Annotated in this window: 12 protein-coding genes, 1 pseudogene and 1 riboswitch; of the genes and pseudogenes, 9 read left to right on the top strand and 4 right to left on the bottom strand. The window is 55.5% G+C overall.

The window, feature by feature from the left end:
* Positions 1–20: 20 nt before the first annotated feature.
* The 3 genes from gcvH to CP97_RS13570 form a co-directional block, all read right to left on the bottom strand.
* Positions 21–392 carry a glycine cleavage system protein GcvH gene (gene gcvH, locus CP97_RS13580; protein ID WP_048886392.1) on the bottom strand — a complete coding sequence of 124 codons (372 nt, stop codon included), beginning with the start codon at positions 390–392 and terminating at the stop codon, positions 21–23.
* Between the two features lie 3 nt (positions 393–395).
* Positions 396–1562, bottom strand: a complete 1167-nt coding sequence (gene gcvT / locus CP97_RS13575; RefSeq protein WP_048886391.1) for a glycine cleavage system aminomethyltransferase GcvT — start codon at positions 1560–1562, stop codon at positions 396–398.
* A gap of 157 nt (positions 1563–1719) precedes the next feature.
* Positions 1720–1813: riboswitch (glycine riboswitch) on the bottom strand.
* A 311-nt stretch (positions 1814–2124) separates the two neighbouring features.
* The gene (locus tag CP97_RS13570) at positions 2125–2892 is read right to left on the bottom strand and encodes an SDR family NAD(P)-dependent oxidoreductase (protein ID WP_048886389.1); all 768 of its coding nucleotides are present in this window, start codon (positions 2890–2892) and stop codon (positions 2125–2127) included.
* A gap of 237 nt (positions 2893–3129) precedes the next feature.
* Between CP97_RS13570 and CP97_RS16510 the strand changes: the two are divergent.
* The 9 genes and pseudogenes from CP97_RS16510 to CP97_RS13525 form a co-directional block, all read left to right on the top strand.
* Positions 3130–3509, top strand: a pseudogene (locus tag CP97_RS16510) (transposase); the annotation flags it as partial.
* 568 nt (positions 3510–4077) lie between these two features.
* Positions 4078–4725, top strand: coding sequence for a TetR/AcrR family transcriptional regulator (locus tag CP97_RS13560; RefSeq protein ID WP_048886387.1), 648 nt, complete (start codon positions 4078–4080; stop codon positions 4723–4725).
* Between the two features lie 69 nt (positions 4726–4794).
* Positions 4795–6099: an aromatic ring-hydroxylating oxygenase subunit alpha gene (locus CP97_RS13555; protein WP_048886386.1), complete on the top strand. Its 1305-nt coding sequence runs from the start codon at positions 4795–4797 to the stop codon at positions 6097–6099.
* A complete protein-coding gene (locus CP97_RS13550; RefSeq protein ID WP_048886385.1) occupies positions 6096–6614 on the top strand; it encodes an aromatic-ring-hydroxylating dioxygenase subunit beta in 519 nt (172 codons plus the stop codon). Before CP97_RS13555 ends, CP97_RS13550 begins: the two co-directional genes overlap by 4 nt.
* A 201-nt stretch (positions 6615–6815) precedes the next feature.
* The gene (locus CP97_RS13545; RefSeq protein ID WP_149036490.1) at positions 6816–7784 is read left to right on the top strand and encodes a thiolase family protein; all 969 of its coding nucleotides are present in this window, start codon (positions 6816–6818) and stop codon (positions 7782–7784) included.
* Between the two features lie 306 nt (positions 7785–8090).
* A complete protein-coding gene (locus tag CP97_RS13540) occupies positions 8091–9749 on the top strand; it encodes a class I adenylate-forming enzyme family protein (RefSeq protein WP_082863832.1) in 1659 nt (552 codons plus the stop codon).
* A gap of 162 nt (positions 9750–9911) precedes the next feature.
* Positions 9912–12278 (top strand): TonB-dependent receptor, encoded by a 2367-nt coding sequence (locus tag CP97_RS13535; RefSeq protein WP_048886381.1) that lies wholly within the window; start codon positions 9912–9914, stop codon positions 12276–12278.
* A 399-nt stretch (positions 12279–12677) separates the two neighbouring features.
* A complete protein-coding gene (locus CP97_RS13530) occupies positions 12678–13226 on the top strand; it encodes a DUF389 domain-containing protein (RefSeq protein WP_048886380.1) in 549 nt (182 codons plus the stop codon).
* A 147-nt stretch (positions 13227–13373) separates the two neighbouring features.
* Positions 13374–13664: a DUF1003 domain-containing protein gene (locus CP97_RS13525; protein ID WP_063612450.1), complete on the top strand. Its 291-nt coding sequence runs from the start codon at positions 13374–13376 to the stop codon at positions 13662–13664.
* A gap of 379 nt (positions 13665–14043) precedes the next feature.
* Here CP97_RS13525 and hemN read toward each other — a convergent pair whose 3' ends face one another.
* Positions 14044–15357: an oxygen-independent coproporphyrinogen III oxidase gene (hemN, locus tag CP97_RS13520; protein ID WP_174539184.1), complete on the bottom strand. Its 1314-nt coding sequence runs from the start codon at positions 15355–15357 to the stop codon at positions 14044–14046.
* Between the last annotated feature and the right edge of the window lie 31 nt (positions 15358–15388).

Below are 15388 nucleotides of genomic sequence, written 5' to 3'. Positions count from 1 at the left end.
TTCAGGAATGTCGCAGGAGATCAGAGCGAATCGCAGAATGCCTTATAGGCCTTGGCGTCCATCAACCCTTCCAGTTCTGCAGCATCGGAAATTGTCAGCTTGAAGAACCAGCCTTCTTCTTCGGGTGAGGTGTTGACCAGTTCAGGATCACCTTCCAGCGCGCCATTGCTTTCAATCACCTTGCCTGAAATGGGGGCATAGACATCGCTGGCGGCCTTTACGCTTTCGACTACGGCCGCTTCGCCGCCCTTGGTCAGTTCGCCACCTTCTTGCGGCACCTCGACGAACACGACATCGCCCAGCTGTTCCTGCGCGTAATCAGTAATGCCGACCGTTGCTGTGTCGCCATCGACTTCGATCCATTCATGTTCTTCGGTGAAATATCGTGCCACGTGTCAGGCTCCTTTGCGGTGATAGCGGGTGGGGACGAAGGGAAGTGGTGTTACAATTGCAGGAAGGCGCTTGCCGCGCACTTCAATTTCGAGTGCAGTATCTTTTGCGGCCAATGGCGTATCGACATATCCCATAGCTATTGGATAGCCGAGAGTAGGCGAAAAGCCGCCGCTGGTAAGCGTGCCGACCTGTTTATCGCCAGAGAAGATTCCGGCACCTTCGCGGGCGGGCATGCGCCCTTGCAGCGCCAGACCGACGCGCTTTTGCGCAGGGCCATCGGCAAGCACCTTGCTGACCGGACCGTGGCCCATCCACCCCCCGCTTTCACGGCGTGACCTGGTGAGCGCGAACAAAAGTCCGGCGCTGACCGGATCGGCCTGGGTCGTCAGGTCATGCCCGTAAAGCGGCAGACCCGCTTCCAGGCGCAGGCTGTCACGAGCGCCCAGTCCGGCCGGGTGGACCCGGTCATCAGCCACCAGCATATCGGCCAGTTTGACGACATGGGAAGAGGGACAGTTGATCTCGAAGCCGTCTTCACCGGTATAGCCCGATCGGCCCACGCCCACCATGACACCATCCCATTCAAAACCAGTGCTCTGCATGAAGCTCAATCCATCAGCCACACCGGGGAAGAGAGAGCCAAGAACGGCGGCAGCCTGCGGCCCCTGCAAGGCCAGAAGGGACTGTTCGTCCATGTAGTTGAGCACGATGTCATCGGGCAGATGTTCACGCATATGGGCGATATCATCCCATTTGCATGCGCCGTTCACGACAATGTAGAATTCTTCTTTTCCGTCACGGCTGATATTTGTGACGATGAGATCATCCATTATGCCGCCACTTTCATCCAGCAGCAGCGAATAGCGCATATTGCCCGGTTCCAGCGATGAAAAATCGCCCGGCAACAATGCCTCCAGGGCGGCGGTGGCACCTTCGCCCGATACGACAAGCTGACCCATGTGGCTGACATCGAACAGGCTGGCGGATTGCCGCGTCCAATTATGTTCGGCAATGATGCCGCCATGCTCGCCGGCATATTGGATCGGCATTTCATAGCCGGCAAACGGCACCATGCGCCCGCCATGGGCGCGATGCCATGCGTCAAGCGGCAGCGATTCGGAAGCAGTGTCCTGCGCTTCATCGGAGGGGGGAACTTCGGTTTCACTCATCGACAATCCTGACACGGCCCGGCAGCGTCCGGTACATCGGACCCTTTCGCCATGCCCCCTCTGTCGGGAAACCTGAGAGCGTCACACCGCCTGAGAAAGCAGCATTTTCCCCTTGGGTGGCACCCGCCAGGGCGGATGCGCTTTCCAGAGTGTCTGTGCCAGTCGCGCGGTCCGTTCTACCTGAGAGTTTCCGGGGCGGTTGCTCCTTCGGTGCCCCCGCCAGCGGCGGAGGGCTCTCCCGCGCGAATGCCGGATGCTTGCACATCCACCAGACAGTGAAGAGTAGTGCGTCAATCCGCAGGTTGGGTCAATCCGCTTGTTGCAGTGCCAACAGGCTAATACTCTATCGCCAGCGCCGATCCCTAAGCGAAGGCCCATATCGCGCATTCCTTCGGGCGGAAGAACGAAGGCATGGCATCACCACCGCAGAGCGAAATGTCAGGGACATTTACGGCTTACCAGTTCGGGCCGCTCCGGCTGGAGGCCTCCGCCTGCCGATATCGGAAATTACATCAATACCGGCAGGGGATTGCCTCGCAAATTTGTTCTTATAGGAGCCGCCCTAAACGGACGCGCCACCATCAATCACGATATTCTGGCCGGTAATGAATGCGGCGCCAGGTCCCGCGAGGAATGCTGCCGTGGGCGCTATGTCGTCCGGCAGTGCAAGACGTCCGAGGCAGGTTGCAGATTCGTATTCGGCCCTGACTTCGGGATTTGCGAGCGTTGATCGGGAAAAGTCAGTTTCAACTACACCGGGAGAAATAGCATTAACCCTGATATTGCTGGGGCCAAGTTCGCGGGCATAATTGCGCGCCAGTTGCAGCAGGCCCGACTTGGAAACGGAATAGGCACCGATAGAATCATAAGCGCGAAAACCGCTGATTGACGCGATATAGATTACTGACCCGCCACCAATCTTTTCCATATGCGGTATCGAAGCCTGCGTCAGCCAATGCGCTGACACGATATTGTTCTGAAGCATATGTTCGAAGTCTTCGTCTGGCGTCTTTCGCAAGGGGCCAAAGTAAGAGGACGAGGCCGCGTTGCAGACCATGCAATCAAGTCTGCCAAATACCGAAACCGTTTCACTAACGAGATCTTCCAGCGCTGATTTGTCCGCAATGTCTGCGCTGCATGCGATCGCGAGGTTTTGGCCCTGCGCTTGATTGATCTGTTCCGCTACCTCTTCGCAGGTCTCGCTTCGTCTGGAGGAAATCACCACGTTAAAGCCGGCGCTCGCCAATTCGGCCGCAACCGAATTTCCAATCCCACGTGTTGATCCTGTTATGATTGCAACGCGTCCGGTTTTCTCAATTGCATCTGTCATTTAGGTTCTGCGCTCCTTTTTACTCGTCGCATTTCTTGTCTGGCGTTGCTGCATACGCGCAGCATGATCCGGCCCCATGAAATCCTCCACGCCCTCGTTCCAGCGGATGCCCTGGATTACCGAGACGATCCGCTCGCGCAGCCATTTGTGAGCGGGATCGCTGTGAAATCGTTCATGTCATAGCAGCTTAACGTCAATCGACGGCAATTTGACAGGGTGTTCGTATCCTAGCACATTAAAACGATCTACAACCGGTTCGTGCGCTGGAGCCGAATGCGTGTTCAACAAGATCTTTGCAGGCAAGCCGGATCATTTGATGATTGATACCACTCATCTGAAGGCGCATCGCACGGCGGCCAGCCTCTTAAAAAAAGTGGCTGTTCCCCGATGCATCGGATGCACCAAGGGCGGGTTTAACTCAAAGCGCACGCGGTTTGCGATGGCCAAGGCCGTCCCTTGATCCTGCTACTGAGCGAAGGCCAGATGAGCGATTACAAGGGCGGAGTGCTCATGATCGATCCACTGCCAAAAGGCAGGCGCTGCTCGGTGATAATGGTTATGACGCTGACTGGTTCCGTGCTGCCCTGGCCGACCGTAATACCTCCGCTTGCATCCCCGCACATTAAGCGGAGAAAGGATCGGCTTCGATAATTTTGCGGTTTGAATAGTCATGATTTTTACTCCTTCAATTTCCAAGGCAAAGCCGCTGCCTACGGCCTGCCGCTCTGCGCTCTGACGAAGGCGGGATGGGGAAGGGTGAAGCCAAGTCGATTGGAGTGGTGGGGGCTGGAGCCTAAAGAAGCCGCCGCGCTAAAGCGCGGCCTGGCTGAACTTGGCAAACAACACCATTCCTGTCGATTTTGCTTTTGGGAAACGCGAGGACGGCGCCATTGGTGTTTCCCCTGTCGTGGCCATTGCCACAGTGATAAAGATCGCGGCCCATGGTCGCGCGTGACTACTTTTTATTCTTAGCCCTGATCGTTACCCGAATGGACGAAGACTGCGCAAGCTGGCCTCGTGAGCCGTGCGAATAGAGCAGGTTCCCCGGCCGCTAGGTACCCTGGAACCAAAGTCGTTTCACATTTGGCTTTTGTCCCATTTCGTAGCCGTAAACCTCCGATAGCCTTGCCAGCATGGATTGTTTGCCCGTAAACCCACTATCTCTTCATTCTCGTAGGAAATAACATGGCTCGCAACCGGTCCGAAGGTGTTGTCGACAAATCACGCGCAGACGATATCGTGTGGGCGGCCGCCGCGCTATTCGCCCGGCAAGGGTTCGATCGCACCTCGGTAAGAGAGATCGCGGAAGTGGTGGAAATCGCTTCAGGCACACTCTTCTATCATTTCGAAACAAAAGATGATCTTCTCGAGGCAATAATTCGTAAGGGAATTGCGGAAGGCTACAGCTCGATGCAGAAGGCCTTGTCTCGCGCTCCGAATGGTCCGCTTTCCCGTTTCCGCACATTGGCCGAGGCTCACATCGAGGGCATTCATGGTGAGTTCCGTGACGTGCATCGGGTGTGGATAAGAGAGTGGGGCAGGCTGAGTTCTCAGGCGCGCGCGCGAATGAGGCCGGAAGCCCACAAATACCGGGAGCTTCTTGAAGAAATCCTGACCGAACTGGAGATCACAGGACACCTGCGGACTGAGCCGGCCATGATGCGGCATGTTTTGATGCCCGCGCTTAACTGGACCACATCTTGGGCGAACGTAACCACGCGCAAAGCGAGGCAACAACTCGCACGACAAATTTGTGCCACATCCCTGAACCTTACGATCAGCGAGTTTGACGAATTGCTAGAGCAAGAAACCTTAAAGCTAGCGCCTGCTTGACCGAGCGGTCGATCAGGATTATAATATATTAAACGAAAAATCGTGACAAACTCAAATTCGGAGAGCGACATGTCTCAGACTTCCAGTCAACAGCCCCCGGCTGGGCAGCCCAGCTACGATTCGTTGATCCTCAAGGATCGCATCCATGGCTCACTTTATACCGACCCTTCTATCTATGAAGACGAAATGCAGAGAATTTTTCGCGAGGGATGGGTTTACGTCTGCCATGAAACCGAGATTCCGAAGCGCGGAGATTTCGTTCGCAGGCGGATCGCTGGCGATCCGATCTTTGCGATCCGGGCCGCTGATGATCGAGTAAACATTTTTGCCAACCGCTGCGCCCATCGCGGGAATCTGTTGTGCACCGACGACAAGGGTTCGGCGCGCGCGATCGTCTGCAAGTATCATGGCTGGGCCTACGATCTGGACGGCAAGCTTGTCGACGTGCCGTATCCGGCAGGACTCACTTGTGATCGAGGTGAGCTAGGGCTCAAGGCGCTTCCGCGCATTGACAGCTATCGTGGCTTTTACTTCGCTAGCTTTGCAGCCGAGGGAATTTCGCTTCGTGAACATCTGGGTCAGGCGACGCAGTTGATCGATCGTACTTGCGAGATGTCGCCAACCGGTAAGCTGAAACTCGATGCTGGCTGGGTGCAGCACCGCTTCCGGTCCAATTGGAAAATGCTGCCGGAAAACGACGTTGACGGTTACCATGTCAATTTCGTCCATCCTTCTTTTGCCGAGGCCATTCGTTCAAACTACGATTCCGCCGCATTCAAGAACGAAGAGGAAGATCTGGTTGCGGAAACCCGCGATTGGGGGATGGGTCACACCGAAATTGACTTCAGCAAGGCGTATACAAGGCCGCTCGAGTGGTTCGGATGCGATTCTGATCGCTTCCCGGAATATGTTGAAGATATGAAGAAGGCTTATGGCGAGGAAGAAGGGTTGCGCAAGGTCACGAAGGGGCCGCCCCACGCATGTATCTTCCCCAATCTATTCCTAGCCGAAGGCAATATCGGTATGTTTGAGCCGATGGGTGTTGATGAATGTATTCACTGGCACACCCCGATGATTTTGGACGGCGTCGATGATGCGCTGAATAAACGCCTGATGCGCCAGTCGGAAGGTGCACTTGGCCCTGCGGCATTCCTCCTTGCGGATGACGCTGTCATTGCTGAGCGCACTCAGGAAGCTTTAGGTCAGTCTGGCGGTTGGCTCGACCTCAGCCGTGGTCTGGAGCGCGAGCATCAAGAGGGTGACGTGACGGTTGGTCACTTGACTGATGAAGTGACCAATCGCGGGTTCTGGCATCACTATCGGACTGTAATGAAAGGGCCGGCGCCTGTTAGCCGGCTAGAGCGTGCCGCGTGAACACTGCTGTACAACCTCGCCCGGCGGTGAGCGAATCCGACCAGAAAGAAATTGAAGCGTTTTTGGCACGCGAATCCATGTACGCTGACGAATCCCGCTATTCCGATTGGGAGTCGCTGGTCGACGACGATATGGTTTATTGGGTGCCTACACTTGACGGTGCTCGGTATGAACCGGGTGAAAAAATCTCGATCATCTTCGATAATCGTTCTCGTGTTGCAACGCGCATTCGTCAGCTGAACACCGGAACGCGGCATTCGCAGGTGCCTGTCTCTCCAATGGTGCGTGTGCAGAGCAATTTCCTGATCGAACAGATCGGGGAAGAAGAGTTTTCAGTGAAGTGCAATCAGGTGCTGCATGAGTACCGGATTCAATCCACACGCGATCTCTACACTTGGCCAGCACGGGTTGAGTACAAGCTCCGGCGTAAACCAGACGGTTTCCGGATGTACTTCAAAGGCGTCTATCTCATTGCCGGGTCCGATGCGCTGCCCGGACTCCCGTTCATTATCTAAATGACAATACGCGGGCCTCTCGCAGCCGTTGCCGGTCTGGGTTTCAGTCAGCTTTCACGAAAGCCGGGGCCACGGCCCCGGCAACTGGCATGCGATGCGGTGAGTAATGCCGTAGCTGATGCCGGGTTGAAACTGGATGATGTCGATGGGTTGCTGCTTAACCGTAGCCCCATCGAACCCGCGGAGACGCTCCCTCTCACAGTGCAGGAAGATCTGGGACTGCGCGACCTGGGCTTGCTGGCCTCGATCGAGGGGGAAGGTTCTTCTGTCATCCAGATGCTTCAGATCGCGACACTTGCAGTTCAGGGCGGTCTTGCGAAGCGGGTTGCGTGCGTTTTCGCAGACGCCCCGATTTCGCATAACGTCAATGCCGGTAAGACATTTGCTATCCCGCTCCCGCTTACGGGCATTCCTGGATGGGAAGAGCAGATCGGGTTGTTTGGAGCAACTTCCGCATTTGGTTTTGTGGCATCGCGATATACTGCCCTCTTCGGCGCAACGGAGGAAGATTTCGGCGAATGGGCGTTAGCTGAGCGAGCTTGGGCTACCGGCAATGACCGGGCCTTCCTGCGCCAACCGCTGACGATGGAAGAATACCTTGCGTCGCGGTTCGTGGCGCGACCGATCCGGGTTATGGATTGCGCTTATCCGGTAAACGGGGCTGTAGCCTTTCTGGTAGTATGTGACGATGATATGGTTGATTCCAAAAGAGTTTTTATCCACGGAATCGGTCAGGGGCATTCGGGCTGCCCGGCGTTTGGTGATCTGGAGCCGGAGTTCGATAACGGCGCTGAACTGGCTGGCAAGACAGCTTATGCAATGGCCGGAGTTGGACCTGCGGAGGTTTCCAGCGCCCAGTTCTATGCGCCGTTCACGTGCACCGGCATCGTATCCTTAGAAAACTACGGTTTTTGCGACCGTGGTGAAGGCGCGGCATTTACGGCGGAAGGGCGCACCGCACCGGGTGGCTCGTTGCCTGTAAATACTGGAGGGGGAATGCTGTCAGGTTATTACCTCCAAGGTGCCACGCCGCTGGCTGAGGCTATCATTCAAGCTCGCGGAGAGGGAGGAGATCGGCAAGTTCGGAACGATATCGTTCTCGCCACCGGGCTTGGCGGTCGACAGCAGCATCATGCCGCAGCAATATTAAGCCCGCATAGGAGCTTATGATGGAGTCAGACATCGAATCAACTCTGGATGCTGAGGCATTTCGCGCAGGTTTGCGGAATGGAACACTTCTAGTTCAACAATGCGCTGAGTGCCAACGCATACAGCCTTATTCGGCTCGCGTTTGTACTTTGTGCCAGTCGCCCGACCTGAAATGGACTGAATCCAGTGGCCGAGGTAGCCTGCGCTGTACTGTGGAAATAATGGTCTCCTATGTTGCTGAAATTCCGGCGCCTTACTCGCTCGCATCAGTCGAGCTTGAGGAAGGCCCACATATAATTGCCCGCTATAAGGGTGAATCTAGGAGGGATGATGATAAAGGCGAAGTTAGAGCGGAGGTCGTCGACGGCGAGCTCTATTTCAAACCGGACTAAACAGCTAACTGTCGAGCCGTTGCTGCCTCGCGATCTTATCGCGCGATGCGGACGTCACTACCCAAAAAAGATAGCATACGAAACGGCCGATGCAAAGCGCACTTGGTCGGAGATGGCCGACAGAAGCTCCCGGCTCGCTGCCGCAATGCAGGGCATGGGGGTTCAGAAGGGTGACGCCGTCGGCATCTTGGCCGGTGAGCATATCGAGGTTTACGAGCATTTTTTTGCATGCCTCATGATCGGTGCGATCCGCGTCGGCATCAACCGCCGGCTGGCTGCTCACGAAATGGTTCATGTGATCCGGGATGCCAAGCTCACCACCCTTTTCGTGCATGAGGATTGCGTTTCGGTTCTAGAAGAGTTGCGGGAGCAGGGTGGCCTATCTGACATAAAGCTGATCGGGCTTGGTGACAAGCATGGCCTGCCGATGGACCTGGAAGCATTGATCGCGGACGCTCCTGACGCCTACGAGGATGTCGCTATAGAACCCGACTCTCCGGCATTCTATTCTTACACTTCAGGCACGACGGGCCTGCCCAAGGGCGTGGTGTTATCGCATCAGGGCTTGCGCGCCAGTGTTCTCCACGCCGTGTCCATGTTCGGCTTAAACGGGAAAGATACCTTCTACCATGCGACTTCAAATGCGTGGGTAGCAGTCCTGCTTGGGATGCTAGGCCTGGCAAACGGCATGACCACCGTGTTGCCAAAGGGCTTTTTCGACATGGACAAATTTCTGGCGGATCTGGAGAGACATCGCTGCAGTATCGCTCTTGTCGCGCCGACGATGCTCAAATGGGCAATCGAAGCGCAAAAGAACGAACCCTACGATTTGTCTGCGTTGCGAATGATCGCGTTCGGATCGTCCCCGTCCACGCCGGCCATGATCCGGGACGCGGCACAGACGTTCGATTGTGAATTTCTGCACTGTTATGCGATGACTGAGACGACTTGGGGCGGCGTATCGTTCCTGTTGCCGGAGGATATCCGACGCGGGTTGGATGACCGTCCCGAACTGCTCAATTCGGTCGGGCAACTGGGCACTCTGTTTGATATCAGCATTCGCGACGACGCAGGCCAAGAAGTTGCGTCCGGAGAAGCGGGCGAAATCTGGCTGCGCAGTGAAGCGAACATGCTTCAATACCTCAATCTTCCAGAGGAAACCGAACAGGTGGTGTCCGGAACATGGATGCGCACCAACGATATTGGCCGACTCGACGATGAAGGCTTTCTCTACCTTCTTGATCGCCGAAATTTCATGATTATCAGCGGGGGTATCAACATTTATCCCATCGTCGTTGAAGCGGCGATTGCGGATCATCCCAGCGTAATGGATAGCTGTGTTGTGGGCATACCACATCCTATCTGGGGGGAAGCGGTTGTCGCAGTAGTAGTACCTCGCCAAGATGCAACTAGCCCGAGCGTGGAGGATCTGCGCGAGTTTTGCCGCTCCAAGCTGAGCTCGGTTCAAGTGCCTAAACACATACTGTTCTGGAATACAGACTTGCCCAGAACGGTGACCGGGAAAATGCAGAAGTCACAAGTCCGTGAAAGCATTCTTGCAATACCAGACCTTATTCCTTGGGATATGGATTGATCTACGGACGAAGCTGAAACTGTCTATCACTGAATATATTAAGAGAAGATGCAATCCTTGCGCCTGAAAATCCGACTTCGCTCAATTTTCAATTGAGCGACCGGTCAGAATAGCGTAGGCTTACAACTAAGCGGCATACAGATCGCTATCAGGGAGGTAATAATGAGAAGCATTTGGCGGCTCACCACAACGGTGGCCACAGTTGGGTTGATGGCAACTTCTGCTCTGGCGCAAGAGCAAGAGCAGCCGGAAACTTCGACTTCCGAAACTCCTCGTCAAGGCGGGCTCAACGAAATCATCGTTACCGCTCAAAAGAGGGCGGAAAACCTTCAGGATGTGCCGGTGGCTGTCACTGCGTTCGGAGGAGAGGCGCTGGATCAGGCCAATATGAAAGGCCTTGAGGACGTGCAGGGACGTGCGCCGGGTCTTGTGATCAGTTCTTTCAGCCCCGGCCAGCCGGAAATCGCAATCCGTGGCGTAGGTACCAAAGAGGATGGCGCCGGTGCATCAGACTCCACCTTGATCATGGTGGATGGCGTGTATTTCGCGACACGTACTGCGACCAACATCGACATCTTCGATCTGGAACGACTGGAAGTTCTACGCGGACCCCAAGGGACGCTTTTCGGAAAGAATGCGATCGCGGGCGTCGTAAACTATGTTACGCGCAAACCAACGCTGGGTGAGTTCGAATTCAAGGCGCGGCAAACAGTTGGTAATTTCGGCACGTTTGACACCGGCGCCGGTGTCAATATTCCGCTCGGCGAAAACGTTGCTGCCCGCCTGTCCTTTAGCAGGCGCGATACCGACGGGTATCTGACCCGTGTAGATGTAGGAACCCGCGCTGTGCCCACAGGGTCGGAAGACGATGATGACATCGGTTTCGCGGAACGTTTCGCCTGGCGTGCGGCGATAGCCTGGGAACCGACAGACCGAACATCGGTATTTTTGTCGCTCGACGGCGCCGATGATGATTTTGGCACTGACAACCGCGAACCGGTTGGTTCAGTCGGCCCTCTTCATGACTGCGGTTGCGCATCTGACCCGATGGCGGTGAATGAGGTGATCGGCGGTACGCGCGGCAAGAATGGTGGAGTCTACAGCTATGCCGGTGAGGAACTTGGTTTTTCCAAGCGCGACCTTATCGGTGGTATGGCTCAGGTAGATCATGAATTTAGTTTCGCCACCCTTACCGTCTTAGGTGCATTCCGAGATTCTACTTTCAAGAATCTGCTTGATTCCTCGGGGTTGCCGCCAAGCCCGGTAGTCGACCTGACCGGATCCAATGGCAATCCCAACCTTATCCTGCTCGGATCGCCCGAACTTGGATTTACTTTCGACAGCGTAGACGTCATCGATGAGCAAGCCACGCAGTACACTGGCGAAATCAGACTTACATCGCCAGGCTCATCACGTTTTCGCTGGGTTGCTGGGCTCTTTGGCTCGATCGAAGACATTCAACGCACAGAAGGCGTTGGATTTTCCGGGCTCTCGGATCAGTCGCTCGAACCCAGTTTCGTTGCCGCAAACATGGACTTCCTTGGGAAAGGCCTTGGCGGATACGGACAAGCCACATTTGAACTAACCGATACCTTCTCACTTACCGGTGGCGCGCGCTACTCGTACGAGAAAAAGCGAATCATCGCGTCGAACGACGTAATCACGTCACCAAATGTGCTTCTCATCCTTCGTCCGTTCCCAGAGACCCGCGGCGAAGACAGCTGGAGCAACTTCTCATGGCGGATTGGTGCGGAATTCCGCCCCACGAGCGACATCATGGTCTACGGTTCGGTTGCAACCGGCTTTAAGAGCGGGGGCTTTACAGGAACCGCAACAACTGCGGAGCGCGCGACGACAGCATTTGAACCAGAAGAAGCGACCAATTATGAATTGGGTGCGAAAATGGACCTGTTGGACCGCCGGCTCAGGTTGAACACGACCGCATTCTACCTTGACTACAAGGATCTGCAGGTCACACGGTTCTTCCAGCCGCCGACGTCCGGTTTTGGTGAGTTTATCACCGAAAACGCGTCTGATGCTACGATCAAGGGTGTCGAGGTCGAACTTACTGCTCAACCGGTCGACTTCTTGGAGTTCGGCGGAACCTACGCTTATCTTGATGCCAAATATAAGAACTTCTTCGGAACGCCCGATATCAGCGGATCCGGCGACTTCTCCGATAACCGTCTGCGTCAGGCTCCGAAACATTCTTGGAGTGCCTACGTTCAGGTTTCTCAGGAGCTCGCTTCTGGATCGACGATTACAGCTAACCTCAATGCCCGATATCAGAGCGATGTTTTCACGAATGCCGATAATAATCCGCTCGATGTCTTGCCTTCTTACACTCTCGCAGATGCCTGGATCGCCTGGCAAAGTGCTGATCGGGTATGGGAAATTCAAGGCTGGGTTAAGAACTTCACTGATGAAGCCTATCGGACTCACGTCTATAGCCAGCGTGGTGGCCGTATAGCGTTCGGCACGTTCGGCTCACCGAGAACCTATGGGGTGACGTTGTCCTACGAGTATTGACTGCTGAATTAGGATCCTTCTGAAGGCAGTAAAATGCGTTTCAAGAGCGTCTTAAAAATGATTTACGCCCGTTGTGCGATAAGCGTCCGTATATCCAAAAGATAACGGAGCAAATGCGCGGCGGGCGTAAACATGACACGACGATAGGTTTGCATCGGAAATACCTGAACTTGGGCAGGCGCCACGGCCCAATAGGGCACTTACGAAAAGAACAGGTTCCCAAGGCCCAGTAGAAGGCTGATTACGGTTCCTGTAGAGTGATTATGCAGTCCCGCTTCGAAGCGGCCAGCCCCGGCCAACTCCTTCTTCACGCAGTCGCTTCCGGTATTTGCCTGCAGCAGTCCAAGCCCCATCATCGCAAAACCCCAAAATATTTTCCGGTTCTTCGTTTGTCAGAGAATGCATTCGCTCAGACAGTTTGACAAGCGTAAGTCCGCATCGGCGTCTTGGACACTTCGAATTGGTTGCATTGCCGTCGTCATTTCAGGCTGGCTTGTAGGTCTCATCGTCGAAATCGATCCGCTCGTGCCTGAATTGAGGAATCGCAACTTGGTACAGCCTGCCGATGTGGCGCTTGCCCTTGCCTGCGGAGCAGCGGGCGTACTGGCTTTCAGCCGCGGTGCCTCGCTCTCGCTTGTCGGCGTGATGATTGCCGTAGCACTTGTCCCTCCGCTTACCGCTGCCGGGATGTATACTGGAGCGGGTTATCCGAACGCGGGCGCGAACGCCTTATTTCTGTTCTTCGTGAATCTCGTTTGTGTCAACGTGGCCGGGATTATCATGTTTCTTGCCCAAGGCCTCCCACCGAAGAGTTGGAGAATGACCGGAGGTGTTTTGGCTGTCTGGGGCTTTCTGCTAACATTGCTGATGTCGATGATGGCGGGTCGCATCTTCCTCGGCTTTGGTTCTTGGGACGTCGTGTTGGATTACCTAGATGGTCAAGTCTGAACGGATCGATTGCTGTTGAACGGTACGGCGTGGGCCGACATGCCGGTCCGTCCGGCTTCCAAGCCGACTTGTGATCACGAGAAACTGTAGCCGCCAAGCATATGCAAAGAGGGCTGTTCATCGACCTGCAATACTGGAGGAATGGAGATGACGAAGCTAAGCCGCGTAACAGTCGATCTGGCGAAAAAACATCCCGGTCGTGCGCCGAGTGAAATTGAAGAGCGCCGTGTCGTCGAGCATATCGAAGAGCGGCGGCCGATCAGCCAAGACGTTGGCGACGTTGCAGAACGGGAAGAAACGGCCTGGGTTAGGCTCGCAGATAATGTGGCCAGGATTGGAGGATCATGGCCATTCATCGGCGCATTCTTCCTGTTCCTTTTCGCTTGGACAGCGGTGAATGGCTTTGCCTTGAGCGTCAACGCCGCGTTCGATCCTTAGGGCTGGGGAGCGGCAGATGGAAAACCCCTCCATCGGTCTGACGCATAATCTTGGCGGATTTCCGCATGAGAACGTGAGCGGCATCGGCATCTATGGATTGCCTGAAGCCTGAATAGTGGGACTTTTGCAGTAAATGACCGCGATGGCATGGCGGTGCGGCAGTAATGGCGCAGTCCCGCGTTATTCTCGGCCCAGAGGCACAACTTTCAGGTGGAACGGACCGTACATCAATGGTTCTCTGACGCAGGAAAGAGCGCTAGTCGCAGACACACGGAATTTCCACTGCAATCGGATTGCGCTGCTCAGGTGAATCCGCGAATTCGGTCAAGCGACTGGGCATCGAGTGTGTCGGGCTCTGGACCTTCAAAGCCAAGTCAAACTACACCGCCGAACTGAAGCGGCGGGTTGAAGATGGACGATGGGTATCGAACATCGCGGCAATCGAGCGGGCGTATGGCAGGCCTTTTGGCAGTATCTTGAGCCAAGGCCCATCTATCGAGACCAGACCGCGTTCCATGAAGAGGCCGAGCCGGTCCGCCGCCTCGCGCAGCAATGCTGCCCCAAGCCTTGCACGGCCCTGGCACAGCAACTGTTCGATGACGGCCCCGCGATAACGATCATCGGGGGTGCGTGCGATCCCTCTGCCTCCCGATAGTTCGCCCTGTGAAGAAAGCATGCGGTAACGCCCATTGTTCTTCTCGTTCTGGGAAAGCAAATGCGGGAAGCTGCTGATGGACGACGCGCCCAGCCCTATCAGCACCTCGCTCTGGTCATCAGTAAAGCCTTGGAAATTGCGTTTCAGTGTTCGGTCGAGGACGGCTTTTGCAAGCGGCTCACCATCCGACCTTGCAAAATGATCGAAGCCGATCGGTGCATAGCCGTGGCCGACAAGATAGGCATATCCGAGTTCGGCCATGGCGAAGCGCGCTTTCTGGTCCGGTAGGTTGCTATCATCGATTGCGCGCTGACGCGGGACGATATGCGGGACGTGGGCGTAGCCAAACAGTGCGATACGATCCGCGCCAAGAGCGCGGGTGCGCTGGAGGGTATCTTCCAGATCATGCATTGTCTGGCCGGGCAGCCCATACATCAGGTCGAAGTTGATAGATGTGACATTGGCATCACGCAACCATTCCACGGTCCGCGAGATACAGTCTTCGGATTGCACGCGGCCGATGGCTTTCTGGCAATGACCCGCAAAAGTCTGCACCCCCAGGCTGGCGCGGGAAATGCCCAATTCTGCAATGACTGCTGCCCATTCCGCGCTCATCGTGCGCGGATCGAGTTCGATCGAAACAGTTGGATCGCGTAGAGGAAAATAGTTGCTCAGCGCGCCAAACAGTTCGCGAAAATCGTCTGGCGTAATCGCATTGGGGCTTCCGCCGCCGAAAGCGAGCCTGACGACATTGACCTCGCCGGACAATTCATTCGCCACTGTTTCAATTTCACGGTGCAAAGCTGCAAGGTAGGATTCGAGTCGCTGGCGCTGGTCCACACGGCCCGTATTGCAACCGCAGTAGAAGCATATCTTCTCACAGAACGGGATGTGGACGTAAAGCGAAACATCCCCGCAGGCGTTGCGGAGAGCAGAGCGATAAAGATCGGCATTGATCTTGCCAAATTCAGCGGCGGTCGGATAGCTGGTGTAACGCGGTACAGGCGCTGCGAGCAATTCAGGGTAATAGGTCCACATAAGGGCTTTCTGCGACATTGCCGGGACATCT

This window comes from Aurantiacibacter atlanticus (assembly GCF_001077815.2).
GTDB lineage: Bacteria > Pseudomonadota > Alphaproteobacteria > Sphingomonadales > Sphingomonadaceae > Alteraurantiacibacter > Alteraurantiacibacter atlanticus.
This window is presented reverse-complemented; position numbering and strand designations above follow the sequence as displayed.